Here is a 26,229-nt window from a genome sequence, read left to right as displayed (position 1 = left end):
TGCTCACCATCCGCCGCGCGTCGGGGTGTGGTCGTCCCGCGCGTCCTCGGGGATCGCCATCTCGGCACGGATGCCGAGCAGCCGCACGGGCCGGTCGGGCTCGATCTTCGCGACCAGGGCCATCGCCTCTGTCATGATCGCCGGGACATTCGTCGTCTCAGCGATCTTGCGGGTGAAGGTCTTCGTCACGAACGGGGCGTACCGGACCTTCAGGCCGAGCCCGATGACGGGTCGCGCGTCGGCCGAGACATCCGCGAGAACCTGGGCGAGCAGCGTCCGTGCCGCGTCCTCGATCTCGTCCCGCGTCTCGAGATCCCGCTGAAACGTCGTCTCGCGCGAGTGCCCGCGCGGCACGTAAGGCGTGTCGTCGACCTCAGCGGAGCCCTCGCCGCGACCGAGCTGCGCGTACCAGGGGCCCATGCGCGGTCCGAACTCGGCGGCCAGGACGGCGTCCTCTGCGGCCGCTAGTTCGACGACGGTGCGGATGCCGAGGGTCGCGAGCCGCTTCGAGATCTTGCTTCCGACGCCCCACAGCTCGATCGTCGGGCGGTGCCCCATGACCTCGAGCCAGTTCGCGGCGGTCAGGCGAAACACCCCGCGCGGCTTGCCGAACCCCGTCGCGACCTTCGCGCGGACGAGCGTGTCGCCGATGCCCACGCTGCAGTGCAGGGCGGTACGCGCGAGGACGGCGGACTGGATGCCTCGTGCGTAGCCCTCGGGATCGTCCGTCGTGACCCCGACGAACGCCTCGTCCCACCCCAGCGCCTGCACGACCGCGCCGGGTTGCGCGCGTAGTTCGGCCATGACCTCCGCCGACACGGCGTCGTAGGCCTCGCGATCCACGGGCAGAATGACGGCATCCGGAGCCTTGCGTGCGGCGATGCGCAGGGGCATCCCGGATCCGACGCCGAGCTCCCGTGCCTCGTACGACGCGGTGGACACGACGGCACGCTCGGTCGGGTCGCCGCGCCCGCCGACGATGACCTGCTTGCCGGCGAGTTCGGGGTGACGCAGCACCTCGACCGCCGCGATGAACTGATCGAGGTCGACGTGGAGAACCCACGGGGTGGCGGACATGCTGCCAGTGTGCGCCGTGTCGGCGGTTCGTGACTAGGATCACGGCATGCATCGGGTCTTCACGACGGCGGTCTCGGCCGTGTATCCGCACTACCTCACGAAGGTCGAGCGCAAGGGCCACACGCGGGCCGAACTCGATGAGGTCATCGCGTGGCTGACCGGCTACGACCGAGCCGACCTCGAGCGGATTCTGGCAGACGGGACGACGTTCGAAGAGTTCTTCGCGGGCGCGACGCTCAACCCGAACGCCGCCCTGATCACGGGGACGATCTGCGGCGTGCGGGTCCAGGAGGTCGAGGATCCGCTGATGCAGAAGATCCGGTATCTCGACCTGCTCGTCGACGAAGTCGCGCGCGGTAAGAAGATGGAGAAGATCCTGCGCCAGGCGTAACGCGCCCGCCCCGCGTTACGCCTCAACGCGTGATCAGTACCAACCGACCGACTGCGAGTGCGACCAGGCACCACAGGGGGTGCCGTAGCGACCCGAGATGTAGCCGAGTCCCCACGAGATCTGCGTCGCCGGGTTGGTCTGCCAGTCGGCACCAGCCGAAGCCATCTTGCTGCCGGGCAGCGCCTGCGGAATGCCGGTCGCACCGCTCGAGCGGTTGTACGCCTGGTAGTTCCAGCCCGACTCCTTGTTCCAGAGCGAGACGAGGCATCCGAACTGGTCATCGCCCCACCCGTATCCGGCGAGCATTCCGCGAGCCGTCGCCTGCGCCTCGGCGGCACTCGTGCCGCTCGCGGCCAGCGCGGGCGCGCCACCGGACGATGTGCGCGGAGCGGCTTTCGCGGCGGCAGCGGCCGCGGCCTGCTCGGCGGCCACACGCGCCGCCTCGGCTGCAGCGGCCTCTTCGGCGGCTTTCTTCGCGACGGCGGCGTCGAGGCTGCCGCGCAGACCCGCGACGCGCTCGTTGACGGGTGTCACCAGCTCGTTCACGTCGGAGATCAGACCCAGCACGAGAGGGGCCGGCAACAGAGTCGCGCTCTCCAGACGATCCGCCGCCTTCTGGAGCTGGACCGTGTCGATGGTCGTGACGGGCTCGCCGATGTCCAAACCGGAAGCCTGGATGTCGGTGGTGACCGTCGTCGCGGCAGCAACGGAAGCATCCGCTGCCGCGAGCGCCTCACGCATGTCGGAAGATCCCGCATCCGTGCCGTTCGCCGTGACGATCGGCGCTACCGCAGCCGACGTCGTGAACGATGCGCGCGTCATCGTGAGAGCCGTATCGGACACCCCGGATGCGCGAGATGCCTCGGCCTGCGCGGCGGGAACCGTCGCGAATCCGACGGCGCCGACGAGAGCGAGAGCGAGCCCGGCCGAGACGAGCGTGGGGCGCCGCCGAGCTCTGCGAGCGCTTCGCTCGGCGAGTCGCCGGGTGCGGCGAGCGGGCAGATCTGAAGAGGCAGAAATCGGGGCAGAGCGCATGAAGACCAGTTCCGTATCGGTGAGCCGCGCCCTCGGGTGGGCGCTTCGCATCCGCGCCTGCGGACACAAAGCAACGACTTTGGCACACCCCACCTGGATGCTTCCGGTACGTTTCCTGGACGTCCGGTGAGAACCGGACACAAGAAAAGGCCAGATCGGAGGCATCCGTAGCCGCTCGCGAAGCCCCGCAGACGGGTCCGCCCGAACCGCTCAGCGACCTCGGATCACAGTGAGGCGAAGGCCTCGAACGTCGTGTCGGCGGGAAGCACATCGAAGAACATCGCCTCGAACTGCACCTTCGTGCCGTCGCTGGGCAGCCGGTCGACGTAGGCGGATTCGGCGCCCAGGATCCGCCCATCGGGCGCCCGCGCGACGACCACCACGCTCACGAACTCCTGGTCGCTCTCGAACGTGCCGCTGACGGTTCCCGTGACGGTCGTGGAGAAGTCGTCCGAAGCCGCCGTCACGCCATCGATGAGGAACGATCCGGTCTCGTCGAACGGTGACGGGATCGCCTCAGCGGCGTCCGGCCCCCGGCCGTCGAGTTCCACGATCTCGCCCTGTCCGACGTCCGTGAAGATACCGCTGATGGCGGTCGTGCCGCTCAGGATGGTCGGGTAGCTCGATGAGGTGTCGAGGATCGTGCCATCGGCGCTCAGCGCTTCGACGTCGATCGCGGCGAAGTCGAACACGTAGTCGGTGTTCGGGTTCTCGATGATCAGGACGTACCACCAGATGGTCGGGTCGTAGGACGTGCGACCGAATGCGGATTCCACGACGACCAGGTCTTGTGCGTCTCCGGCAGGATCGGATGCCTCGTCGTCATCGACGGGCGGCTCGCTGACCCCGATGCCGGGCCCCGGGATCATCTCGTCGGTCGTGGCGTCCGCGAGGATCGCGAACGATGCGATCGACATGACGACGGAGACGATCCATCCGACGACCGAGATGACGAGCGCCGCGATGCTGAGACCGTTGGCACCCTGCGTCTTCTTGATCAGCGCGATGAGCGCCACCACGAATCCCGCGAGCAGCACGAAACCCGAGAACCATGTGACGAAGGGGATGAAGGCCATCACCAGACCGATCACCGCCAGCACCAGGGCGATGATGGCGAGAGCCTTCGGCCGACCGCCCGGCGGCGGAACCGCCCCCGGCATCGGTGGCGGCATGTGTCCCGCGCCGTACGCCGCGGTCGGCGGCGCGCCCGGGTACGGCTGCACGAGCGGAGCGCCCATCGGGGGGCCCGCAATCGGTGCGCCGCCCGGGTAGCCGGCTGCCGCCCCCGGGTACCCCGCCGCGGGGCCGGAAGCCATCGCGTACGGCGGCAGCGGGGGAGCGGATGCGGCGGGCGCGGACGGTGCAGGCCCGGACGCCGCGGGATCGGATGTTGCGGGGCCACCTGTCGGCGTCGCGGGCTCGGCTTCGGCCTCTGCCGTGGCGGATTCGGGCTCGGGCGCGTTCGCGTCGATCCGATCCGGATCGAGGGGATCTGACATGGGATTCTCCTGACGGTGGTGCCGAGCGTGCCGACCGGGAGCCGGAAAGAGGAAAGGCCTGACAAACGGATGGTATCGGGGAACCGCCCCCGAAATCGATGCGTCCCGTCGCTGCCATAATCGGCGCATGTACGGACCTCGAATCGAACGCTGGCAGAGCGCGACCGGATGGGCGCTCACGACCGCCGCCATCCTGTTCCTGGTCGCCTATGCGACCCAGATCCTCGCCGAACCGACGGGCGCGATCGCCGCCGCCTGCGAGGTGATCCTCTACGTGACCTGGGCCGCATTCCTGATCGACTATCTGGTGCGGCTCGTGATCGTCGAGAACCGGAGCAGATGGTTCGTGCGCCACCTGCTCGACTTGGCGATCGTGGTGCTGCCGATGCTGCGTCCCCTGCGTCTGATGCGGTTCCTGGCGATCCTCGCGATCATCCAGCGCGGCGCCGGCAACATGCTCCGGGGGCGCGTGGTGGTGTACACGGTCGGGGCGACGATCCTCACGGTCGTCGTCGCCGGGCTCGCGGTGTACGACGCCGAGCGGACCAGCGGCAACATCGACTCGTTCGGCGACGCGATCTGGTGGGCATTCGTCACCATCACGACGGTCGGCTACGGCGACTACTATCCCGTGACGGTCACCGGTCGGATCGTGGCCGTCGGTCTGATGATCGGCGGCATAGCCCTCATCGGCGTCGTGACCGCGACGCTGGCCTCATGGATCGTCGAGCGGGTTTCGGATGCCGCGTCGAAGCAGAAGCCGGCCGCGACCGAGGAGCACGTCGAGACCCTCCGTCGCGAGATCGCCGAGCTCAAGGAGATGGTCCGCGGTCTGATGCCCGCGAAGTGATGATTCCCCGGCCCGACCGGGGCGCGTCGTACGCTGGGCGGGTGCCCGCCTCGCCCACGCCCCGGAACGCGCGATCCCAGCTCGCCGCGTTGGCCGAGGTCGTCGCGTCCGGCAGGTTCGCGCCGCAGATCGCCGCCCGGTTCGGACCGCCCGTCAACGACGCGCGAGCGGCAGCCGTGCTCATCCTGTTCGGCGTGCTGGATGCGTTGCCGAGCGATCATCATGCCCACCGCACCGCAGTATCGCGCGACCTGGACGTCCTCCTGCTCGCGCGTGCCGTGACCCTGCGCTCGCACCCCGGGCAGGTGGCGTTCCCCGGCGGACGCGTCGATCCGGACGATGACGGCCCGGTGGGCGCGGCGCTGCGCGAAGCACGCGAAGAGACGGGCCTCGACCCGGCGGGCGTCGAGGTGCTCGGTTCGCTCGGCACGATTCCGCTCTCGTTCTCACGGCATGCCGTGACGCCCGTGCTCGGATGGTGGCGGGAGCCGTCTGCCGTGCACGCCGTCGATCATGCCGAGTCGGCGGAGGTGTTCCGCGCGCCGGTGGCGGATCTGTTGAACCCCGCGAACCGCGGCACCACCGTCATCCGTCGCGACGGTCAGGAATGGCGCGGGCCGGGGTTCCTCGTTCGGCATGCGACCGGCGAGCATCTCGTCTGGGGATTCACGGGCACGCTGCTCGACGGGCTCTTCGATCTGCTCGGCTGGACCGAACCGTGGGACGCCGCACGCGAGCTGCCGCTGGAGCCGTGATCCAGACCGAGTGCGCAAGCGGGAGAGCTCAGCGCAGGGCGCGCAGATACCGTCGCCGCGCGATGCGTTGCGCGACACGCGCGGCCGGGTGAAGGATCCGCCACGGTTGATGCGGTGCGGGGGCCGTGAGCGAGCGGACGGTGAACGTGATGCCGGCGCCCTCCGACGTATCGTCGCGACTCACGATGAAGGCCTCTTCGCCGAGCACCGGGTGTCCGGGAAGCGTGCGATAGGCGAAGCCGACGCGCGTCGGTTCGCTCACGACGGCGACCACTTCGACGGGCTCCGTGACGGTGATCCCGAGGACCCGCGCGCGAATCATCAGGCGGTCGCCGACCGCGACAGGACCGGGGGAGCCGACGACGAACCCGCTGCGGGTCTTGACCGACCAGCTCAGCACCTCTCGTGTCGTCCGGGCCCAGGTCGCGGCTCCGCGGCCGATGCGGGCGGATGCCTCGGCCCGGCGGAACCCGGGATGCGACGCGTCCGGCCAGTCCGCGAGCGCCGGGTGGGTGTGCGTCGGCGGGGTCGGCGCGACGGCCGCGACGAGGTGGGCGTTCCGCTGCCGGATGAGTCGGCGCAGGTAGGGCACGAGGACGAGACGCTCGGCGAGCACGCCGAAGATCGGTGAGCCCACCGTGAGCGTGTCGACCATGATCGTGGCGGACCCCGCAGCGCGGAACACGTGCTCGTGTCGAAATACCCGGAAGGGCCCGCGCACCTGCTCGTCGACGAAGCGATGCGGGCGATCGAGCGCCGTGATGCGGCTCGTCATCGTGAAACGGATGCCGAAGTGCCGGGCCCGCCAGGTGACCGACTCGCCGAGCCCGATCTGACCGCTCGTGACCCCCGCGACGGCGCGCTCGCCCGAGCTGCGCATGGAGTCGAGGTGATGGTCGATGCTGAGCGATGCATCGAACATCTCCTCGACGCGGGCGGTGGTCCGAGTCGTCACGGAGAAGCTGCGGGGCACGGCACGATCCTCGCAGAGGGGCCGGCCACTCGTCGCCACGGTTCGTGTGTCTGCGTTTCAGCCCTCGGTGCGGCTCGCCCGCGCCCGCGCTCGCGCCACGAGAGCAACGACGACCCGCCACCCGACCAACAGGAGGAGCAGCGTCGCCGACGCGACGACGATGAACGCGAGGGCCGTGCCCTGACCGCTGACGGCGCGCAGCAGCATCCCACCCGCGACCGTGACGACCCACACCCCGAGTCCCGTGCGCAGCGGCGCGAACGGGCGTCGCCACGCGAGGGTCACCAGCCACCCGAGGACGAGCGCGACGAGGAAGGGCCAGGATGTCTCGACCAACCCGGTTCCGCCTGGGCCGAGGACGCCCTCGTCGTGGCTCGCCCGCCCGATCGCGGCGAACACGATCACCAGGACGACATCCGCGAGAAAGGCGGCGACGACGGCGCGAACCACGAGAACTCCTCTCCGTGCCGCGAACAGGCGACGATCAAGCATCGCACCGATCCACTATCGCGCCATGTCTCTCACATGCCAGGATGGGCATGTGCCCGCGGAGCTGCACATCGTCGTCGGAGCCGGCCCGGTCGGTACTACGGTCGCGCACCGGCTTGCTCGCGCGGGACACCGGGTGCGTCTCGTGACGCGGTCGGGCTCCGGACCCGAGCACCCGCTGATTCAGCGGGTGAGCGCCGATGCATCCGATGCCGGCACCCTGGCGGCCATCGCCAAACGTGCCACCGTCATCTACAACTGCGCGAACCCGGGCGCGTATCCGCAGTGGAAGCGCGTGTGGCCGCCTCTCGCGGCGTGCATCCTCCAGGCCGCCGAGTCGTCGGGAGCGGTGCTCGTGACACTCGGCAACCTCTACGGCTACGGTCCCGTTTCGGAGCCGATGACCCGCGATCTGCCGCTGCGACCGAGCGATCCGAAAGGCGCCCTGCGGGCCCGTATGTGGGAGGACGCGCTCGCCTCCCACAACGCGGGGCGAGTCCGCGCCACCGAGGCACGGGCATCCGACTACATCGGACCCACCGCGCCGGCCCGCAGCTCGATCCTCGCCCTGTACGCCAACGCGACACTGGCGGACCGGGTCGCCTGGGTCTTCGCCGACCCGGATCAGCCGCACGCGTGGACGGCCGTGACCGACATCGCGGCGACCCTCATCACCCTCGGCACGGACCCTCGCGCGTGGGGCTCGCCCTGGATCGTGCCCTCGAGCGAGGCGATCTCGACACGCGCGGTGCTGAGTCAGCTCGCACAGATCGCTGGCGCGGGCGAACCACGGCTGCGTCGCATCCCGCGCGGCGCGCTGCAGGCGGCGGGGCTGGTGGTGCCCACGATTCGGGAGCTGTGCGGCATCCTCTACCAGTTCGACGCGCCCTTCGCCGTCGATGCGTCGGACACGATCGAGATCCTGGGCGTCACCCCGACCCCCTGGGGCAAGGTGCTCGCGCGGACGGCGCCGATCTGGCGCGAGCGTGCCCTCGTCTCCCGGGCGGCCTAACGCGCGGGTCTTCGCGCGGCGCAATGAGCCGGGCTCCGTAGCGACGCGGACGGGATTGCGCAACCCCGGTTCGGATGCGCCATGTCATCCGTACCGTTGCTCGCGTCGGACGACAGACGGATTCGCGCCGGGAGTCTTCGCACCGTGAAACGACCGGCAGGAGCTCGCGGTCCGCGCACCGTATCGAGACGTATCGAGAGGACGCACAACGCATGTCACGAGATCAATACACCCTCACGGATCCCGCCGCACTGTATGCCGACATCGAGCCCGAGAAGCAGCGGATGGCTGAGCCCGGCCTCGACGCGGATCTGACCGACAAGGCCGACCTGGGCGAAGACTCGTACCGTGGCACCGGCCGTCTGACGGGGCGCAGGGCGCTCATCACCGGCGCCGACTCCGGCATCGGGGCGGCGACCGCGATCGCGTATGCCCGGGAGGGCGCCGACGTCGCGATGTCGTATCTGCCCGAAGAGAAGGAGGACGCCGATCGCATCGCCGGAATCCTCGCCGACGCGGGTGCGACGGTCCTGCAGCTGCCGGGTGACCTGCGCGACCCGGCGTACTGCCGCGACCTGGTGGCGAAGGCGGTGGAGAAACTCGGTGGCCTCGACATCCTGGTCAACAACGGCGGTAAGCAGGTCGCCGTCGACGATCTCACCGACATCACCGACGAGCAGTTCGACGACACCTTCAAGACGAACGTCTACGCGATGTTCTGGATCACCAAGGCGGCCCTGCCGCATCTGAAGCCCGGTGCGACGATCATCAACACGACGTCGATCCAGGCGTACAGCCCGTCGGAGACGCTCGTCGATTACGCGTCGACCAAGGCGACGATCAACAACTTCACGAAGGGGCTCTCGCAGCAGCTCGCCCCGAAGGGGATCCGCGTGAACGCGGTCGCGCCGGGCCCGATCTGGACCCCGCTGCAGCCGAGCGGCGGACAGCGGCAAGAGAAGCTCCCGTCCTTCGGTGAGCAGACGCCGCTCGGACGCATGGGGCAGCCCGCCGAGCTCGCACCGGCGTACGTCTTCCTGGCATCCGCGGAGTCGAGCTACGTCATCGGCGAGACGCTCAACGTCAACGGCGGCATGCCGACCCCGTAGCGACCGTCGGATCGAACGGACGCGACATGCCGTCTGCCCCTCGTGATGGACGGCATGTCGCGTCCTTTCACGGCGCTGTGCGGCGTGGGACGACGACGGGATCGCGCGCCGCGGAGGCGTGAACGGGGGGAGCGGCATCCGCACGCCTAGGATCGGGAGCGGGCGCCCGCGTCCGATCCGGAGCCGACCGAGGAGCCACCGTGAACGACAACGATGCCCGCACGACCTGGGTGCTCGTCGATGGCGAGAACATCGACGCGACCCTCGGCGGCTCCATCCTCGGACGTCGCCCGCAACCCGACGAACGTCCCCGCTGGGATCGCCTGCTCGACTTCGCGGAACGCCAGTGGGCCCAGTCCGCGCGGGGCGTGTTCTTCTTGAACGCTTCGATGGGTATCCCGATGCCGTTCGTCCAGGCGCTGAAGGCCATGGACTATATCGTCGTGCCGCTGTCGGGATCGCCCGACGAGAAGGTCGTCGACATCGCCATCCAGCGCACCCTGCGTGCGCTGCTCGCGCGTCCCGAAGACGTCATGCTCGTCAGCCACGACGGGGACTTCCTGCAGGATCTCGGATCGCTGCTCGCCGCCGACCGCCGCGTCGGGGTCGCCGCGTTCTCGGAGTTCCGCAACGCCGGCTTCGGCACGCTCACGGGCCTGGAGAAATTCGACCTCGAGTACGACGCGCACGTGTTCGATGCGCCGCTCCCGCGCATCCGGGTCATTCCGATCGACGAGTTCGACCCGAGCGACTTCCTGCGCTGACGGGTACGCGGCAACGGTGTCTCACGCGAATCCGGTGAGCGTGTTCACCGGGCATCTGCCCGGCACTCGGGAGTACCGGCGCCTTCTGGCGGGACTGTTCTTCGCCGGCGTCGCGACGTTCGCTCAGCTCTACGCACCGCAGGCGGTGCTGCCTCAGATAGCGGCGGAAGCGGATGTCTCGGCGGCGACCGCTGCGCTGACGGTCTCGGCCGCGACGCTCGGACTGGCGGCGGCGGTCATTCCGTGGTCGATGGTCGCCGACCGGATCTGCCGGGTGCCCGCGATGGTGATCGGCATCAGCGCGGCGACCGCTCTCGGCGTCGCGGCGCCGTTCAGCCCGGACATCACGGTGCTGCTCCTCGTGCGCCTGCTGGAAGGCATCGCGCTCGGGGCGGTCCCCGCTATCGCGCTCGCCTACCTCAGTGAAGAGGTGGACGTGCGCCACGCGGCTGCGGCGGCGGGCAGCTATATCGCGGGGACGACGGTTGGTGGGCTCTCCGGCCGGATCGTCGCCGGGCCCATCGGGGATGTCGTGGACTGGCGAACGGGCGTGTGGGCGACCGCCGCGCTCTGCGCCGTCGCGGCCGTGCTGTTCGTCTGGCTCGTCCCGCGGGCGCGCGGCTTCGCGCCCGGACGATCCCGAAAACCCGGCGCGCGAGCACTCGGTGGCACGCAGTCCCGTGGCCCGGCGAGTGAGCCTCCCGGTGTCGCCTCGGCGGGAGCCCCCGGCATCCTCGTCCGCCTCTGGGCAGCCTTCCGGGCACCGGGGCAACTCGCCCTCTACGCGCAGGGCTTCCTGCTCATGGGCGCGTTCGTCGCGGTCTACAACTACCTGGGGTTCCAGCTGTCGGCGCCGCCTTTCTCCCTGTCCCACACCGTCGTGACGCTGCTGTTCCTGGCCTATCTGGCCGGCACCGTTTCGTCGCCGTGGGCGGGGGCCCTCGCGACCAGACACGGTCGGCTGCCGGTTCTGCTGGCGGGGATCGGCGTGATGGCGGCGGGCACGGCCCTGATGCTCGTGCCCTGGGCGCCCGCCGTGCTCGTCGGGTTGGTCATCATGACGGCCGGGTTCTTCGCCGCGCACGCCATCGCCTCGGGATGGGCGCCCGCGCGGGCGGATCCGATCACCCGCGCACAGACGTCATCGCTCTACTACCTCGGCTACTACGGCGGTTCGAGCCTGTTCGGCTGGTGTCTGGGGCTCGTCTTCGCGGCTCTCGGGTGGGCTGGACTCGTGGTCGGCGTCCTCATCATGTGTGCGGTCGCGGCATCGAGCGCGCTGCTCTCTCTTCGCGCGGGCGGCACGACGGATGCGGCCCGGTGAACGTCGGTCGATGCGTGCCCGGATGTCGGGTGGCGGCGGGGGTCGACGGGGTGTCAGGATGAGCACAACACCCCTATCTGGAAGGCGCTGCCATGGTTGCGTTCGCATACGGTCCCGTCGAGTTGTACCTCGTCGGTCTCGAGGATGAACGTCCCGCGCCGGGCGTCGTGGACGCGTTGGCCGAGGTGCTGGATGCGGGACTCGTGCGCCTTCTCGACCTCGTGCTGATGTCGCGCGATGACGACGGCAACCTCACGGTCGTCGAGATCGAGGAAGAGACCGACGACTACGGATTCGGGGGAGTCGAACTCGCCGCGGTCGGCATCGTCGGGGACGAGGACATCGCCGAGCTCTCGGAGCTCGTCGAACCCGGAACATCCGCGGTTCTGGTCGCGCTCGAACTCGCGTGGGCGCGTCGGCTCTCCGAAAAGCTCGCCGCTTCGGGCGGCCAGCTGCTGAGCGTCGAGCGCATCCCCGCGCCGGTCGTCAACGCCCTCATCGAATCGATCGACGAGGACTGACGGCGACCCCGGCGCGTTCACTCGACCGCGCCGATCACGAATGAGCAGATCGACCAGTCGTGTCGATCGACAGTAGGAACGGATGCTTGTGATGAGAAGAATGGGACGCCCCGGACTGCTCGGACTCGCCGCCCGCACGGCCGTCGTCGCGGGTACCGCGTCGGCCGTGAGCGGTGCGATGTCGGGGCGCCAGCAGCGTCGCGCGCAGGACCAGTACGAGCAGGACCAGTACCGGGCCGCGCAGCAGCAGGCGCAGATCGACACCGCAGCTCAGGCGGCCGCGGCCCAGGTCGCCGCGCAGGCTCCGGCAGCTCCGGCCGCCGCGCCGCCGGCAGTTGCCCCGGCAACCGCGCCGACGATCGACCTGGTGGGTGAGCTGCAGAAGCTCGCCGCTCTGAAGGACGCGGGAGTCCTGAGCGACGCCGAGTTCCAGGCCGCGAAGGCCAAGCTCCTCGCCTGAGCTCTCGGTAGACTCGCTGGTTCCCGCGCGGGCGCGGCGACCGTGCGCGCGCGGGAGCGAACGAACTCGATACGAACGAACTCGATACGAACGACGAGAGGCGACGATGTCGGACAGCACCCCCACGAACGTCCCCGCAGGTTGGTACCCCGATCCGAGGGACTCCTCGTGGCAGCGTTGGTGGGATGGCCTGGGCTGGACCGAACACGCGGTGCCCGCGGCATCCGGATCGGTGCAGCCGGCCCAGACGGACGCGGCGCAGTACCCCCAGGCACCCGCCGCGCCCAGCACACCGCTGCGGCCCGACATCCAGACCAACACGGTGTGGATCTGGCTCGTGGTGCTGCTGCCGTTGGTGATGCTGCCGACGATCTTCCTCATCGACTGGCGGGGATACCTCGAGTCGAGCCTCGACATGTCCTCGCTCGACACAGCCAACCCGATGCTGCCGTCCGTCGGCATGACGCTCACATCGGTGGGCCTGAGCATCGCGGGCTTCGTCGTGGCCGGGATCGGCGTCCTGTTCGCCTGGCTCGACTGGCGTGAGCTGAAGCGCCGCGGCATCCAGAAGCCGTTCCACTGGGCCTGGGCTTTCCTCGCCCTCGTCGTCACGAACGGTGTCTACGTGATCGGCCGCGGCGTGATCCTGCGTCGGCAGACGGGCAAGGGCTTGGCGCCGGTGTGGGTCTGGATCGCCGTCTCGGCGCTGAGCGTGATCGTCGGAGTCGTCTACGCCGGCATGATCATGGGCGAGATGTTCGACATCATCTTCGAGCAGACTGGCAACCTGCAGGTCTCCTAGTCGAACTCGCCCCGGGCGTGGGCGAGGATCATCCGAGCCACCGGATCCGGCTTCGTGATCATCGCCTCGTGACCGCGGCCGGGAATCTCGCGCATGTGCGCGCGGGGAAGCAGCCGGGTGACCTCGGCCACCCAGTCGTGCGGGCACACCCGGTCGTCGGCGCCGCGTAGCACGAGCGCATCCGCGCGCACCTCGGGCAGCGTCTGCTCGAGCCGGTGGTCGAGCATCACGCGCAGTTTGCGCAAGAACCAGCGCGGCCCGGTCTTGATGTAGTTGACGGCACCGAGCCAGATCACGCGGGGGTTCTCGTCGATCAGATCCTGAAGCATCCGCCACGCCTGGATCCGAGCGGTTCGTTCGGCGGCGTTCACCGTTGGAGCGATCAAGACGATGCGGTCGGAGACGGCCGGATGCCTCGCCACTGCCCCGCGACGACCTGCGTACCCATCGAATGCCCGACGAGCACGGGCTCGTCGATGCCGAGCTGTTCCACGAACGCGACGATCAGGTCGCCCGACTCCGCCATCGAGCGCGGGGTCGATGGCTCGGGGGACTCGCCGAACCCGGGCAGGTCGAGGGCGAACACGCGCCCGACGGTGCCGAGTTCTCTCGCGAGGCCGCGGAAGACGGTGTGACCCATGCCGATGCCGTGCACGAGGACGAAGTCCGGGCCGCCGAGCGTGCCCGTCGCCTCGTAGACGATCACCTGGTCTCCGAGGCGGACCGTGCGGTCGCGCGGCTCGGGCACGTCTTCACCGTCCGGCAGGGCATGATTCCTCGGCACCCCGCGAGCCTAGCCGCGGCCCAGCGTCGTCTGCTCGTCGCGGCTCAGCCGTCCTCGGACCGCTCGGTCGAGGCCGCGGCAGCCTCGCGAACGCGCTGCTCGGCCCGCCGCGCCCTGCGACCCTTGATGCCGCGACGAATCCCCCACACGAGGACCCCCGCCACTGCGACCACGGCGATCCACGGCAGCAGGAATCCGAGTCCGATCACGATGCCGTTCAGCGTCGCGATCAGGCCGTTCCAACCCGCGACCAGCCCGTCGCCGAACCCCGCCGGGTCTGCCGTGACGGTCTCTCGGTCAAGCATCAGCTCGACGCTCAGGCTCGACATCGCGACCTGACTCTCGAGCATCTCGAGCTGCTGCTGATACGACTCCAGCGTCGCCTGGCGCTCGGCCAACGCCGATTCGGCGGCGATCAGGTCGGCGACCGTCGCGCTCTGCGACATCAGCTCGGTCAAACGGGCGACGGATGCCTCCGCAGATGTGATTCGCGCGCGCAGATCCACGGCCTGATCGGTCACGTCCTGCCGCGAAATACTCGACGCGGTCACCTCGCCCAGCGCCCCGAGCTCGTCCATCGTCTCGGTCAGTTGATCAGCCGGGATCCGGACCTGAACCCATGCCCCGTTCGGCGACGCGGGGATCGTCGTGCCGTCGGCATCCATGACCCGGCCGTTCGACCCGACGTTCAGGCTCTCGACGTAGCCGCCGCGGGCTGCGGCAACATCGGCGACCGTGGCCGCCGCCGCGTCGATGTCGTCCACGCGCAGGCTGAGCGAGCCGGACGCGATCAGTTCGCGGGCGTCGGATGCGTCGGCGGCGCTGTCCGCGCCGCCGCGCGCGATCATGCCGCCGGATGTCGCGTTGCCGTCGACGGCGCCCTTGAGGGCATCCCCGTCGAGCGTCACGTCCTCCGCGGACTCGGGAACGACGGACATATCGCCCTCCTGGACCTGTCCGATGAGCGGCTGCCCGGCCTCGTTCGACGCCCCCGAGAAGCCCGGGAGTCCGCCCGTGATCGAGGACCCGACCAGCGCCGCGATGACGACCACACCGGCCGCCGCGCCGACTCCGGCCCACACCCGACCCCGACGAGCGCTGCGCCGACGTCTGTCCGCACCGATCTCGGCGAAGATCGCCGATTCGATCCGCGCGATGGTTTCGTCCGTCACCTCGGGAAGTGCGTCTCGGTCCGAGGCATCCTGCGTCGTGTTCATGTGGTCTCTCCGATCGCCGTCCGCATGCGCGTGCGGATTCGCGAGAGACGATTGCGGACCACGCCGTGCGGCACGCCCAGCTCATCCGCGGCGGCTTGGTAGGCGTACCCGCCCGAGGCGCACAGCACGAAGATCTCGCGGTCGAGCGGCGAGAGCCCCTCGACCTCGCGCAGGATCCGCTCGGCCACCTCGGCGTCGATGATCTGCTGCTCGACGTCGATCGTGTCCGGCAGCGTCTCGTCGGCCACGGCACCCGCGTGCTCACGATCGCGCCGACGGGCACGCATCCGATTCGCCGCCTGGAAGCGACAGATCGTGCTGAGCCAGGGCAGCAGCGAATCGCTCGCCAGTTCGAGCGCCGGCAGCTTCCGCCAGGCCACCACGAACGTCTCTTGCGTGACGTCCTCGGCGTCCGAGGCATCCTGCAGCAGGCGGTGCGCGATCCAGTACACGGGCTTCACATACGTCGCGTAGAGGGCACGGAAAGCGTGCTCACTGCCCGCGGCGGCCTGTGCCACCAGCATCCTGTCGCTCACGTCCACCATCCCGGCCATGTCGTCTCGGTGTGCCGCTCCTCGCTCCCTGCTCGTCGGCGTGGCGCGGCTGCCGCTCATTGTCTCTCACCCTGCAGGTGTCGACATCTCGCGGATCGTCTCAAAGAGATTCAACGGGGGCTAGGCTTGCCGACGCGAGAGGGAGTATCCCGACAGCGCGCATCCGTCATCACGGGCCCCGACGACGCGGCCCCGGGTGTGCGCCGCCCGGCACGATGGGGGCGAGGGAGAGACTTTCGTCTTCGAATGACCCTCCCTTTTTCTTGAAAGGCCCTCCATGGACCTGGAACTGCCCCTGTGGTTCGAGATCGGCTCGCTCGTCGCGCTGACGCTGATCTTGGCCGCCGACCTGCTGCTGATCCTCAAGCGCCCCCACATCCCCTCCACACGTGAATCGACCCTGTGGGTCGTCTTCTACGTCACGCTCGCGCTGATCTTCGCGGGGCTGATGTGGGTCTTCGCGGGCGGCGAATACGCGGGCCAGTTCGTGGCCGGCTGGCTGACCGAGTACAGCCTGTCGATCGACAACCTCTTCGTCTTCGTGCTGATCATGAGCCAGTTCGCGGTGCCTCGTCGGTACCAGCAAGAGGTCCTGATGGTGGGCATCATCATCGCGCTCGTGCTGCGTGGCGCGTTCATCCTCGTCGGCGCCGCGGTGATCGAGAACTTCAGCCCGATCTTCTACGTCTTCGGCGCCTTCCTGGTCTGGACGGCGATCCGTCAGGCGTTCCCGGGCGACCACGACGAAGAGGTCAAGCGCGAGAACTTCATCGTGCGGATGCTCCGTCGCACCATCGACATCAGCGACGAGTACGACGGCAAGAAGATCCGCACGGTCGTGAACGGCAAGAAGATCTGGACGCCGATGATCATCGTGTTCGCGGCGATCGGTGTGACCGATCTGCTCTTCGCGATCGACTCGATCCCGGCGATCTTCGGCATCACGACAAGCCCGTTCATCGTCTTCACGGCCAACATCTTCGCCCTGATGGGACTGCGGCAGCTGTACTTCCTGCTCGGCGACCTGCTGGATCGCCTGCGGTACCTGCATTACGGAATCGCGTTCATCCTGGCGTTCATCGGCGTGAAGCTCGTGCTGCACGCGATGCACGTGAACGAACTGCCGTTCATCAACGGCGGTGAGCACATCGAGTGGGCCCCCGAGATCTCGACCTGGACGTCGCTCGGCGTGATCGTCGCGTCCATGGTCGTCGCGACCGTCGCGAGCCTCATCGCCTCGGCGCGCGACCGTCGCGTCGTCGCAGCGGGCGGCGCGGGGACGACGGATGCGGGGACTCCTGCTGTCGCGGACGGGCCCGCCGGCACGCCCACCGCGGCGGCCGCGGTCGTTGCGGACGAGAAGGGCACGCCGCCCACGGTCGAGCAGCCCCCCGCACCCGACGCCCGCTGACCCGGTCGGCCCGCTGACCCCGACCAGTCCCCGAACGGTCGCGACTCGCCGCAAGCGATACACCTCAGGCGGCGAGTCGCGACCGTTCGTCATGGCTCCCATCCGCGTGAGATCAGTGCACGCCTTGTGCGGGTGGCGAGGCCGATGTCGCTCAGCTTCTTGGACGCTCGGATGACGAGCCATCCGGCCTCAGCCAGATCGTTGTAGCGCTCGAGATCATGCGCCCATTGCCACGGGTCTGTGCGGTGCTGATCGCCCTCGTACTCCAGAAGCACGCGCCACGGACGGTAGGCCAGGTCACCGTGAAGGGTGCGCCCGCGCACGGGTATCGGAGCGTTCAGTTCAGGTTCCGGAAGCCCCGCGCGCACGAGCGTCAGCCGAGCGCGCGTTTCGCGGGGTGAGCTCGAACCGGCGCGCACGAGAGTGAGTGCCTGAGCGAGATTTCTCCTGCCGCGCTGGCCCGAGGCATCGGCGACCGCGTCGTACATCTCGGTGGGTGTCGCGAGCGCCCCCGGCCGCCCGAGGAGTCGATCTCCCGCGATGACGAGTTCGTCGACGGTGAGCGGTGCGGCCAGATCCGCCCAGGTGCGGGCTGGATTCGTCACGCGGAGACGTCCGAGTAGGCGGGTGGACGGAGTTCGGCCTGTCGTGTGGCCCACTACTCCGGGCCCCCGTGGTGCACGTCCCCGCACCAGCGTGACGTGCACCCGTTCGTCGGTCTCGAGTCTCGTCGGCAGCGGGATGGCGTGGAGTCGGGCAGCGCTGAGGTGTGAAAAAACGTGCGAGCCCGACATCAGCGCGGCGTAGGCGAGGTGGGGAGGAACCCGCACCCCTCGTCCGGTCTTCTGCGAACGGTCGCGACTCGCCGCACGCCAGCGGATTCGCACGGGGAGTCGCGACCGTTCGGGGGAAGAGGTCAGGAGAAGCCCGGGGCCGCGCGCGACGCCGGGGGAGCGCGCCGCGGTGGTAGCCTGGCCGAATGCTGATCGCTCGCCTTCTCCTTAGCGGCCGCGACGAGTCCTAGTTCCAGGCCTCACTCGTCGCGGAGTCTGTCGCGGGCTTGATCACCCTCACAGGAGAGAACGACTGTCATGACAAACCCTGAATCCACGTTCACCGCGTCCAGCTCATTAGAGCCGTCGGCCGCCCAGATCGCCGCCCGAATTCCGGATGCGCCGCGCACCCTGGCCGAGAAGGTCTGGGACGACCACCTCGTCGTCAAGGGCAACGACGGTGAACCCGATCTCATCTACATCGATCTGCACCTGCTGCACGAGGTCACGAGCCCCCAGGCATTCGACGGCCTGCGCGCCGAGGGGCGCCCGCTGCGACGCCTCGATCTGACGATCGCGACCGAGGACCACAACACCCCGACGCTCGACATCGACAAGCCGATCGCCGACCTGACCAGCCGCACGCAGATCGAGACCCTGCGCCGCAACGCCGAGGAGTTCGGCGTGCGCCTGCACTCGCTGGGCGACAAAGAACAGGGCATCGTGCACGTCGTCGGCCCGCAGCTGGGCCTGACGATGCCGGGCATCACCGTGGTGTGCGGCGATTCGCACACGAGCACCCACGGCGCTTTCGGCGCGATGGCATTCGGGATCGGAACGAGCGAGGTCGAGCACGTCATGGCGACCCAGACGCTGCCGTTGAAGCCCTTCAAGACCATGGCGATCACGGTCGAGGGCGAACTCAAGCCCGGCGTCACGGCCAAGGACATCATCCTCGCGATCATCGCGAAGATCGGTGCGAACGGCGGCCAGGGCTACGTGCTCGAATACCGCGGCAGCGCCATCCGCGCCCTCTCGATGGAGGGCCGCATGACGATGTGCAACATGTCCATCGAGGCGGGTGCGCGCGCCGGCATGGTCGCCCCCGACGAGACGACGTTCGCGTACGTCAAGGACAAGCCGCACGCGCCGCAGGGCGCGGACTGGGATGCGGCGGTCGAGTACTGGCGAACGCTGCCGAGCGACGAGGGCGCCGTGTACGACGCCGAGGTCTTCCTCGACGCGAACGAGCTCGAGCCCTTCGTCACATGGGGCACGAACCCGGGCCAGGGCGTGTCGCTGAGCGACGTCGTGCCCACGCCCGCCGACATCGCCGACCCCAACGAGCGTGCCGCCGCCGAGCGAGCGCTGGAGTACATGGACTTGAAGGCGGGAACGCCGATGAAGGATGTCCCGGTGGACGCCGTCTTCATGGGGTCGTGCACGAACAGCCGCATAGAGGATCTGCGCGCCTTCGCATCCATCATCGAGGGTCGCAAGAAGGCCGACGGGGTGCGGGTCATGGTCGTGCCGGGCTCGGCGCGCGTGCGGCTCGAGGCCGAGGCCGAGGGTCTCGACAAGATCATCACCGACTTCGGTGCCGAATGGCGCTTCGCCGGCTGCTCGATGTGCCTGGGCATGAACCCGGATCAGCTCGCCCCGGGCGAGCGGTGCGCCTCGACGAGCAACCGCAACTTCGAGGGACGTCAGGGGAAGGGTGGGCGCACCCACCTGGTCTCGCCCCTCGTGGCAGCGGCAACGGCCATCCGCGGCACGCTGTCGAGCCCGAGCGATCTGGAAGACGACGTCATCGCCGTCGAGGACACACCGATCTATGCGCGCGTCGAGGCGGGAGAGGCCTGACATGGAGAAGTTCGTCACGCACACCGGGATCGCCGCGCCGCTGAAGCGGTCCGCCGTCGACACCGACCAGATCATCCCGGCCGTCTACCTCAAGCGCGTCACCAAGACCGGTTTCGAGGACGCTCTGTTCGCCTCGTGGCGCCAGGATCCTGATTTCGTGCTCAACCAGCCCGCGTACCAGGGAGCATCCATCCTCGTCGCCGGACCCGACTTCGGTACGGGGTCGAGCCGCGAGCACGCCGTCTGGGCGCTCCGCGATTTCGGCTTCAAGGTCGTCTTCAGCCCCCGGTTCGCCGACATCTTCCGCGGCAACGCGGGAAAGCAAGGCCTACTCACAGGTCTGGTCTCCGAAGCCGACATCGAGCGCATGTGGGCAGCGATCGAGGCGGATCCCGGTGTGCGGATCACGGTCGATCTCGAGGCGCGCGAGGCGCAGATAGCCGATATCCGGGTCCCCTTCGAGATCGACGATTACACTAGGTGGCGTCTCTTGGAGGGACTCGACGACATCGGGCTGACCCTCCGGAACGAAGACAAGATCGCCGCCTACGAAGCGCGACGCGAATCCTGGAGGCCACGCACTTTACCGGTGCCGCCGCTTCCCGCACAGTGAGGCTGCACCGCATGACGACTCTCCTGAACGACACGGCGGGCAACAAGAAGTCGGGACCAGGACGGAGCGCCAAAGTGAGCGCAGAGGTGCTCGCGATCAGGGGTGGCAGGCCGCTGCGCGGCACGATCGAGGTCAAGGGCGCCAAGAACCTCGTCACCAAGGCGATGGTGGCGGCGCTGCTCGGTGAGAGCCCCAGCATCCTGCGCGACGTCCCCGAACTCAGCGACGTCGCGGTCGTCCGTTCGCTGCTCGAGGTGCACGGCGTCACGGTGACGGACGGCGAAGAGCCGGGCAGTCTCGTTCTCGATCCGAGCGGTGCGGCCTCGGCGCACTTCGAAGAGATCGACGCGCACGCCGGTGCCTCGCGCATCCCGATCCTGTTCTGCGGTCCTTTGTTGCACTTGCTCGGCGAGGCGCTCATCCCGGATCTCGGCGGATGCCGTATCGGCGACCGGCCGATCAACTTCCACATGGATGCGCTGCGTGCTTTCGGCGCGATCGTCGACAAGAGCTACGAGGGCATCCGCATCACGGCCCCGAACGGCCTGCACGGCGCGAACATCGAGTTGCCCTACCCGAGCGTGGGAGCCACCGAGCAGGTGCTGCTCACCGCCGTCAAGGCGAAGGGCATCACCGAGCTGAAGAACGCGGCCATCGAGCCCGAGATCATGGATCTGATCGCGGTGCTGCAGAAGATGGGCGCGATCATCTCGTACGAGCCGAATCGCGTCATCCTGATCGAGGGCGTCGAGTCGCTGCGCGGTTACGACCACCGTTCGATCTTCGATCGCAACGAGGCCGTCTCGTGGGCCTGCGCCGCCCTTGCGACCGATGGCGAGATCTTCGTGCAGGGTGCGAAGCAGCAGGATCTGCTCACGTTCCTCAACGTGTTCCGCAAGGCCGGGGGATGGTTCGACATCCGCGAGGACGGCATCCTGTTCCGTCGCGACGGATCGATCACGCCGGTCGTCGTCGAGACGGACGTCCACCCGGGATACATGACCGACTGGCAGCAGCCTCTCATCGTCGCGTTGACGCAGGCCGAGGGCGAGTCGACCGTGCACGAGACCGTGTACGAGAACCGACTCGGATTCACGCAGGCCCTGGTCAAGATGGGCGCCGACATCGTCGTGCACCCGAACGGGCTCGAGGGGGGTAAGCGCCGCGTGCCGCGCCGTGCTCTCGAGCAGGCCGCGGTCATCAACGGACCCACGCCGCTGAGCGGGGCGGTGATCGAGGTGCCCGACCTGCGCGGCGGATTCTCGTACGTCGTCGCGGCCCTCGCCGCGCAGGGCGAATCGCGCGTGTCGGGCGTCGGCATCATCAGCCGCGGCTACGAGAAGTTCTTCGACAAGCTCACCGCGCTCGGCGCCGACTTCGACATCGTCGGGTGACGCGGTGAGCCGGACCCGCCCGCGATCGAGCGAGAAGTCACGACCGAGCGTCTTCTGGCTGCTCGGCGGCATCGTCGAGCCGTTCACGAAGTACTTCGCCCGCATCCGGATCCATGGTGCCGAGAAGATCCCGACCGAGGGATCGTTCATTCTCGCGCCGAACCACTACAGCGAGTTCGACCCGCTGGTCGTCGCCGTCACCGTCTGGGACATCGGCCGCGCGCCGCGCTTCCTCGTCAAGGAGAGCCTGTTCCGGGTGCCGGTGCTCGGCTGGGCGCTGCGGGCCACCGGCATGATTCCGGTCTCACGCGACTCGACGTCGTCATCGGCGAAGTCGACCCTGTCGGGCGCCGAGCGCCTGGCGACGACGGGGAGCAGCATCATCGTCTACCCCGAGGGCACGCTCACGCGAGACCCCGACCTCTGGCCCATGCGCGGCAAGACCGGTGCGGTGCGCCTGGCCTTCGAATCCGGGGCACCTCTCATCCCGGCGGCGCACTGGGGCGTGCAGGAGATCATGCCGAGGTACGGGGGCAAGCTCCGCTTCTGGCCCCCGCGCAAACAGGTGGACTTCGTGATCGGTGATCCCGTGGATCTGTCGGACTTCGAGGGGCGCCACCATCAGCCCGGCGCGCTCGTCGAGGCGACCGAGCGCCTCATGAACGCGATCGCCGCCCTGCTGGAAGAGCTGCGCGACGAGAAGGCGCCCCCCGTCCGGTGGAATCCGGCCACACACGCGCAGAAAGAGACGGGTCGCTTTGAGTCGTAAAGCTCCGGATGGTCCCAAGGTTGCCGTCGTCGGCGCGGGCAGCTGGGGCACGACCTTCGGCAAGATCCTCGCCGACGGGGGTGCGTCGGTCACCATGTGGGCGCGTCGCCCCGAACTCGCCCACGAGATCGCCGAGGGAAAGCGCAACAGCGAATACCTGCCGGGCGTGAACCTGCCCCGCTCGATGACGGCGACGGCGCACCTCTCCGAGGCCCTGCACGGGGCCACTCAGATCTATCTCTCGGTGCCGAGTCAGGCTCTGCGCGAGAGTCTGAAGGCCGTGCGTCCGCTCGTGACCGACACCGACGCCCTGCTCATCAGTCTGATGAAGGGTGTCGAGCGCCGATCGGGAATGCGGATGAGCCAGGTCATCGAGCAGGAACTCGCGTGCGATCCCGATCGCATCGCCGTGGCATCCGGTCCGAACCTGGCGCTCGAGATCGCGCGGGAGCAGCCCACCGCGGCCGTCATCTCATCCACGAGTCAAGAGACCGCCGACGCGGTCGCACGCCGGGCACGCAACGCGTACTTCCGCTCGTTCGTGAACACGGATGTCATCGGCACCGAGTTCGGCGGGGTGCTCAAGAACCTGATCGCCGTAGCGATCGGCATCGTCGACGGTGTCGGCTACGGCGAGAACACGAAGGCATCGATCATCACGCGCGGCCTGGTCGAGATGACCGACTTCGCCGTCGCCTACGGCGCGCAGCCCGAGACCCTCCAGGGTCTCGCGGGACTCGGCGACCTGATCGCGACCTGCCAATCCCCGCTCTCGCGCAACAACACCGCGGGTCGCCTGCTCGGTCAGGGATACTCGTTCCAGGATGTCGTGAAGCAGATGCAGCAGACGGCCGAGGGCCTCGCATCCGTGGCTCCCGTGCTCCAGCTGGCCCGAGAGGTCGGTGTGGAGATGCCGATCGTGGAGCAGGTGAAACGCGTGCTCGATGGAACGATGAAGCCGCAGGAGATCGCGCCACACCTGACCACCGACGATGACACCCCTCGGGGCGAGAGGACGCAGAATGCACAAACCGGCGGTGGCGGTGCTCTTTGGCGGTCGCTCCAGCGAGCACTCGATCAGCTCCGCAACGGCGGGCGGGGTGCTGCGGGCGATTGATCGCGAGCGGTACCGGGTGATCCCGGTCGGCATCACCCGCGACGGCGTGTTCGTGCTCGAGGACGATGATCCCGACAAGTTCGCCCTCGACGCCGCGATGCTGCCGGAGGTCGTCGACAACAACACGCGCATCGTCTGGCCCGAGGGCGGGGGCGCGCGCGAACTGCGTGTGCGCCGTGCCGACGGGACGGTCGAAGACCTCGGTACCGTCGACGTCGTCCTGCCGATCCTGCACGGTCTGCACGGCGAGGACGGCACCATTCAGGGCTTCCTCGATACCCTGCAGCTGCCGTACGCGGGCGGTGGGGTGCTCGATTCCGCACTGTGCATGGACAAGCACTTCATGAAGATCGCGCTGCAGGCCGAGGGTGTGCCCGTGGCCCCGTGGGTCACGGTGCGTCGCGCGCGCTGGGATGTCGATCCCGAGGGCGTGCGAACGGATGCCGCGGCGCTCGGCGACATCCTGTTCGTCAAGCCTGCTCGTGCCGGATCGAGCGTCGGCGTCTCGAAGGTGCATCACCTCGGCGAACTCGACGCCGCGCTCGCGCTCGCCTTCGCCGAAGACGACAAGGTGCTGATCGAGTCGGCCCTGGTCGGGCGCGAGATCGAGGTCGCCGTGCTGGAGGGGCGCGGAGGCGCGTCCGCCCGGGCGTCGCTGCCGGGCGAGGTCGTGCTGACGACCCGTGAGTTCTACGACTTCGAGGGCAAGTACCTCGGCGGCGACGGTGTCGACGTGCGCTGCCCGGCCGAGCTCGAGGCATCCGATATCGAGGCGATCCAGGCGCTGGGTGCTCGAGCCTTCGAGGCCGTGGACGGCCGCGGGCTCGCGCGCGTGGATTTCTTCCTGAGGGCCGACGGGCTGGTCGTGAACGAGCTCAACACCATGCCCGGGTTCACGCCCATCTCGATGTTCCCGAAGTGCTGGATCGCGTCGGGCATGACCTACGCCGAACTCATCACCGAACTGGTCGATACGGCTCTCGAGCGCGCCTGACGCGCGGACGGTACCCGGGCACGGCCCTCGCTACGGCGCCGGGATGTCCGTGCAGGCGCCGTCGATCGGAAGTCGCCCGACCGGCGCGGCGAGGGCCTCGAGCACCGCGGCGCTCGACACGCCCGTGTCCACGTTCGTGTCGAGGTAGAGCTGAACCGCGGGGGAACGCCCGAACGTCGTGACACGGAATCGGAAGTCGCCCTCGTCCTCGATGATCCAGTCGACACCGCCGACGGACGTGCACGGGATCGTCGTGGGTCCCGGCGGCTCGACGCCGCAGGTGAGGAGCACGGCCGCCGGATCGCCCCACGCGCCTGTCGCCTGTGCATCCGTCTGCCGCCGTTCCTTGCCGTCGAGCGTGTCCGGCAGCCGCACGGACACCTCGGCGCACAGCGGGTCGTTCGCGTCCGGGCCGGGTTCCATGGCCACGGGCGCGGTGCAGCCGCTCAGAACGCCCGCGGCCATGATGGCGGTGGCCGCTGCGGCGAACAGACGTCGGACGGACATCCCTCCAGCCTACCGAGGCCGTCCGCGGCCGAGATGCGGCGCGGAGCGTTCGCAATTCGGTCTCTCCGGACGACCCCCCCCCCGGACGACCCGCCCCCGACGATCCGCGCGTGTTCTCCGGAGCGGGTTCGGGTCGCGCCCGCGGCGGGACTGAATACGGAACGGGATAGCGTGGACGTATGACCGACCCCGGCGATCCGCGCGTGGGCGACCTCGCCGAGGCCGCCATCCTCCGCGTGATCCTCGACCGCATCGGCACGGCCGAGGGTTCGGAGGTCGGGCCGGGCGATGACGCGGCCGTGCTGCGCGCTCCCGACGGTCGTGTGGTGGCCACGACCGACACCCTCGTGCACGGTCCGGACTTCCGCCTGGCCTGGTCGTCCGGCACGGACCTCGGCTGGAAGGCCGCCGCGGTCAATCTCGCCGACGTCGCCGCCATGGGGGCGCGACCGACGGGCCTTCTGGTCGCCCTCGCGATGCCGGCGGATACTCGGCTGTCCTTCGTTCGCGACTTCGCCGACGGCCTCGCGGCGTGCTGCGACGCGCTCGCGCCGGGATGCGCGGTCATCGGTGGTGACCTGACGATCTCGTCGACGCTCACGATCGCCGTGACGGCCCTCGGATCACTGGAGGGTCGTGCGCCGGTGCTTCGCTCGGGCGCGCGACCGGGCGACATCGTGGCGCTGGCCGGCGCGGCGGGTCTCGCCGCGCGCGGGATCGACCTGCTGTTCTCGAGATTCACGGATGCCTCGGGCCCGGTCGCCGTCGACCGGGCGAGCTTGGACGCCGCAGACCTCGAGGCGCTCGACGCTCAGTTGCGCCCGTCGCCGCCGATCGCGCTGGGCATCGCCGCGGCGGACGCGGGGGCCACGGCGATGATGGACGTTTCGGACGGCCTCGCGCTCGATGCGACGCGCCTGGCCCAGGCATCCGGTGTGACGCTCGCGATCCGCTCCGCATCGGTCGGCGGGGTCGCCCGCTGGGCGATCGACGGCGGCGAGGACCACGCCCTGCTCGCGACCTTCCCGCGCGACGCGGATCTGCCCGAGGGCTTCCGGGCGATCGGTGAAGTCACCGCGGCGGGGGCGAATCCGTTGCTTCTCGACGGCGAGCCGCGCGAGCCGCACGGGTGGGACCCGTATCGCGACTGGGACGCGGGGCGAGGCTGAGGC

The 26,229-nt window shown here is 69.1% G+C and carries 29 protein-coding genes; 18 read left to right on the top strand and 11 right to left on the bottom strand.

From position 1 onward, the window contains the following. Window positions 1-3: 3 nt before the first annotated feature. Window positions 4-1,077, bottom strand: coding sequence for a DNA polymerase IV (locus CGU35_RS07570; protein ID WP_100810907.1), 1,074 nt, complete (start codon window positions 1,075-1,077; stop codon window positions 4-6). Window positions 1,078-1,123: 46 nt separating this feature from the next. Here CGU35_RS07570 and CGU35_RS07565 point away from each other — a divergent pair, with 46 nt between their 5' ends. Continuing rightward, on the top strand, window positions 1,124-1,468 hold the full coding sequence (locus CGU35_RS07565) for a DUF2200 domain-containing protein (RefSeq protein WP_100810906.1): 345 nt from the start codon (window positions 1,124-1,126) through the stop codon (window positions 1,466-1,468). A 33-nt stretch (window positions 1,469-1,501) separates the two neighbouring features. Here CGU35_RS07565 and CGU35_RS07560 read toward each other — a convergent pair whose 3' ends face one another. Both CGU35_RS07560 and CGU35_RS18715 read right to left on the bottom strand, forming a co-directional pair. Beyond that, window positions 1,502-2,503 (bottom strand): lytic transglycosylase domain-containing protein, encoded by a 1,002-nt coding sequence (locus CGU35_RS07560; protein ID WP_181003371.1) that lies wholly within the window; start codon window positions 2,501-2,503, stop codon window positions 1,502-1,504. A 224-nt stretch (window positions 2,504-2,727) separates the two neighbouring features. After that, window positions 2,728-4,002, bottom strand: a complete 1,275-nt coding sequence (locus tag CGU35_RS18715; RefSeq protein ID WP_100810905.1) for a hypothetical protein — start codon at window positions 4,000-4,002, stop codon at window positions 2,728-2,730. Between the two features lie 127 nt (window positions 4,003-4,129). Between CGU35_RS18715 and CGU35_RS07550 the strand changes: the two genes are divergently transcribed. Further along, window positions 4,130-4,852, top strand: a complete 723-nt coding sequence (locus tag CGU35_RS07550; protein WP_100810904.1) for a potassium channel family protein — start codon at window positions 4,130-4,132, stop codon at window positions 4,850-4,852. After that, a complete protein-coding gene (locus tag CGU35_RS07545) occupies window positions 4,852-5,607 on the top strand; it encodes an NUDIX hydrolase (protein ID WP_100810903.1) in 756 nt (251 codons plus the stop codon). The genes CGU35_RS07550 and CGU35_RS07545 overlap by 1 nt, the downstream gene beginning before the upstream one ends. A 28-nt stretch (window positions 5,608-5,635) precedes the next feature. Here CGU35_RS07545 and CGU35_RS18765 read toward each other — a convergent pair whose 3' ends face one another. Both CGU35_RS18765 and CGU35_RS07535 read right to left on the bottom strand, forming a co-directional pair. Continuing rightward, window positions 5,636-6,580, bottom strand: a complete 945-nt coding sequence (locus CGU35_RS18765; RefSeq protein WP_308455392.1) for a DUF1990 family protein — start codon at window positions 6,578-6,580, stop codon at window positions 5,636-5,638. A gap of 57 nt (window positions 6,581-6,637) precedes the next feature. Continuing rightward, the gene (locus CGU35_RS07535) at window positions 6,638-7,072 is read right to left on the bottom strand and encodes a DUF3054 domain-containing protein (protein WP_100810902.1); all 435 of its coding nucleotides are present in this window, start codon (window positions 7,070-7,072) and stop codon (window positions 6,638-6,640) included. 22 nt (window positions 7,073-7,094) lie between these two features. Between CGU35_RS07535 and CGU35_RS07530 the strand changes: the two genes are divergently transcribed. From CGU35_RS07530 to CGU35_RS07500, 7 genes are all read left to right on the top strand, one after another. Beyond that, window positions 7,095-8,081 carry an NAD-dependent epimerase/dehydratase family protein gene (locus CGU35_RS07530; protein WP_100810901.1) on the top strand — a complete coding sequence of 329 codons (987 nt, stop codon included), beginning with the start codon at window positions 7,095-7,097 and terminating at the stop codon, window positions 8,079-8,081. Window positions 8,082-8,293: 212 nt separating this feature from the next. Further along, the gene (locus CGU35_RS07525) at window positions 8,294-9,190 is read left to right on the top strand and encodes an SDR family oxidoreductase (RefSeq protein WP_100810900.1); all 897 of its coding nucleotides are present in this window, start codon (window positions 8,294-8,296) and stop codon (window positions 9,188-9,190) included. Window positions 9,191-9,390: 200 nt separating this feature from the next. Further along, window positions 9,391-9,954 (top strand): NYN domain-containing protein, encoded by a 564-nt coding sequence (locus CGU35_RS07520; protein ID WP_100810899.1) that lies wholly within the window; start codon window positions 9,391-9,393, stop codon window positions 9,952-9,954. 34 nt (window positions 9,955-9,988) lie between these two features. Beyond that, window positions 9,989-11,278, top strand: coding sequence for an MFS transporter (locus CGU35_RS07515; RefSeq protein WP_232711182.1), 1,290 nt, complete (start codon window positions 9,989-9,991; stop codon window positions 11,276-11,278). A gap of 92 nt (window positions 11,279-11,370) precedes the next feature. Next, the gene (locus CGU35_RS07510) at window positions 11,371-11,799 is read left to right on the top strand and encodes a DUF6325 family protein (RefSeq protein ID WP_100810897.1); all 429 of its coding nucleotides are present in this window, start codon (window positions 11,371-11,373) and stop codon (window positions 11,797-11,799) included. A gap of 100 nt (window positions 11,800-11,899) precedes the next feature. After that, window positions 11,900-12,259, top strand: coding sequence for an SHOCT domain-containing protein (locus CGU35_RS07505; protein ID WP_198519551.1), 360 nt, complete (start codon window positions 11,900-11,902; stop codon window positions 12,257-12,259). Window positions 12,260-12,365: 106 nt separating this feature from the next. Beyond that, window positions 12,366-13,061: a DUF2510 domain-containing protein gene (locus tag CGU35_RS07500; protein WP_100810895.1), complete on the top strand. Its 696-nt coding sequence runs from the start codon at window positions 12,366-12,368 to the stop codon at window positions 13,059-13,061. On the opposite strand, the gene CGU35_RS07495 is transcribed toward CGU35_RS07500, so the two are convergent. From CGU35_RS07495 to CGU35_RS07480, 4 genes are read right to left on the bottom strand one after another with little or no spacing between them, the layout of a single operon-like run. Further along, the gene (locus tag CGU35_RS07495) at window positions 13,058-13,390 is read right to left on the bottom strand and encodes an alpha/beta fold hydrolase (RefSeq protein ID WP_146048011.1); all 333 of its coding nucleotides are present in this window, start codon (window positions 13,388-13,390) and stop codon (window positions 13,058-13,060) included. The genes CGU35_RS07500 and CGU35_RS07495 overlap by 4 nt on opposite strands. Window positions 13,391-13,443: 53 nt before the next feature. Next, complete coding sequence (locus CGU35_RS07490) at window positions 13,444-13,845, bottom strand: alpha/beta fold hydrolase (protein ID WP_146048012.1); 402 nt, start codon at window positions 13,843-13,845, stop codon at window positions 13,444-13,446. A gap of 44 nt (window positions 13,846-13,889) precedes the next feature. Further along, the gene (locus CGU35_RS07485; protein WP_100810892.1) at window positions 13,890-15,062 is read right to left on the bottom strand and encodes a DUF4349 domain-containing protein; all 1,173 of its coding nucleotides are present in this window, start codon (window positions 15,060-15,062) and stop codon (window positions 13,890-13,892) included. After that, entirely contained in the window at window positions 15,059-15,616 is a 558-nt protein-coding gene (locus CGU35_RS07480) for an RNA polymerase sigma factor (protein ID WP_100810891.1), read from the bottom strand. The genes CGU35_RS07485 and CGU35_RS07480 overlap by 4 nt, the downstream gene beginning before the upstream one ends. Before the next feature lie 277 nt (window positions 15,617-15,893). On the opposite strand from CGU35_RS07480, the gene CGU35_RS07475 reads away from it, so the two are divergent. Continuing rightward, entirely contained in the window at window positions 15,894-17,027 is a 1,134-nt protein-coding gene (locus CGU35_RS07475; protein ID WP_181003372.1) for a TerC family protein, read from the top strand. A gap of 89 nt (window positions 17,028-17,116) precedes the next feature. Here the strand turns inward: CGU35_RS07475 and CGU35_RS07470 are convergent, their stop codons facing one another. Beyond that, window positions 17,117-17,632, bottom strand: a complete 516-nt coding sequence (locus tag CGU35_RS07470) for a hypothetical protein (protein WP_100810890.1) — start codon at window positions 17,630-17,632, stop codon at window positions 17,117-17,119. Window positions 17,633-18,118: 486 nt separating this feature from the next. On the opposite strand from CGU35_RS07470, the gene leuC reads away from it, so the two are divergent. From leuC to CGU35_RS07440, 6 genes are read left to right on the top strand one after another with little or no spacing between them, the layout of a single operon-like run. Further along, complete coding sequence (leuC, locus tag CGU35_RS07465; protein ID WP_232711181.1) at window positions 18,119-19,663, top strand: 3-isopropylmalate dehydratase large subunit; 1,545 nt, start codon at window positions 18,119-18,121, stop codon at window positions 19,661-19,663. A gap of 1 nt (window position 19,664) precedes the next feature. Beyond that, window positions 19,665-20,276: a 3-isopropylmalate dehydratase small subunit gene (gene leuD, locus CGU35_RS07460; protein ID WP_100810889.1), complete on the top strand. Its 612-nt coding sequence runs from the start codon at window positions 19,665-19,667 to the stop codon at window positions 20,274-20,276. Between the two features lie 11 nt (window positions 20,277-20,287). Next, entirely contained in the window at window positions 20,288-21,670 is a 1,383-nt protein-coding gene (murA, locus tag CGU35_RS07455) for a UDP-N-acetylglucosamine 1-carboxyvinyltransferase (RefSeq protein WP_100810888.1), read from the top strand. A 4-nt stretch (window positions 21,671-21,674) separates the two neighbouring features. Then, window positions 21,675-22,439, top strand: a complete 765-nt coding sequence (locus CGU35_RS07450) for a lysophospholipid acyltransferase family protein (RefSeq protein ID WP_100810887.1) — start codon at window positions 21,675-21,677, stop codon at window positions 22,437-22,439. Next, window positions 22,429-23,556, top strand: a complete 1,128-nt coding sequence (locus CGU35_RS07445; protein WP_100810886.1) for an NAD(P)H-dependent glycerol-3-phosphate dehydrogenase — start codon at window positions 22,429-22,431, stop codon at window positions 23,554-23,556. The genes CGU35_RS07450 and CGU35_RS07445 overlap by 11 nt, the downstream gene beginning before the upstream one ends. Next, on the top strand, window positions 23,462-24,550 hold the full coding sequence (locus tag CGU35_RS07440) for a D-alanine--D-alanine ligase family protein (RefSeq protein ID WP_100810885.1): 1,089 nt from the start codon (window positions 23,462-23,464) through the stop codon (window positions 24,548-24,550). Before CGU35_RS07445 ends, CGU35_RS07440 begins: the two co-directional genes overlap by 95 nt. 30 nt (window positions 24,551-24,580) lie before the next feature. Here CGU35_RS07440 and CGU35_RS07435 read toward each other — a convergent pair whose 3' ends face one another. After that, complete coding sequence (locus tag CGU35_RS07435; protein WP_100810884.1) at window positions 24,581-25,057, bottom strand: DUF3515 family protein; 477 nt, start codon at window positions 25,055-25,057, stop codon at window positions 24,581-24,583. A gap of 179 nt (window positions 25,058-25,236) precedes the next feature. Between CGU35_RS07435 and thiL the strand changes: the two genes are divergently transcribed. Then, window positions 25,237-26,226: a thiamine-phosphate kinase gene (gene thiL / locus CGU35_RS07430; protein ID WP_100810883.1), complete on the top strand. Its 990-nt coding sequence runs from the start codon at window positions 25,237-25,239 to the stop codon at window positions 26,224-26,226. Window positions 26,227-26,229 lie beyond the last annotated feature (3 nt).

This window comes from Microbacterium sp. BR1 (assembly GCF_002812725.1).
Taxonomy (GTDB): domain Bacteria; phylum Actinomycetota; class Actinomycetes; order Actinomycetales; family Microbacteriaceae; genus Microbacterium.
This window is presented reverse-complemented; position numbering and strand designations above follow the sequence as displayed.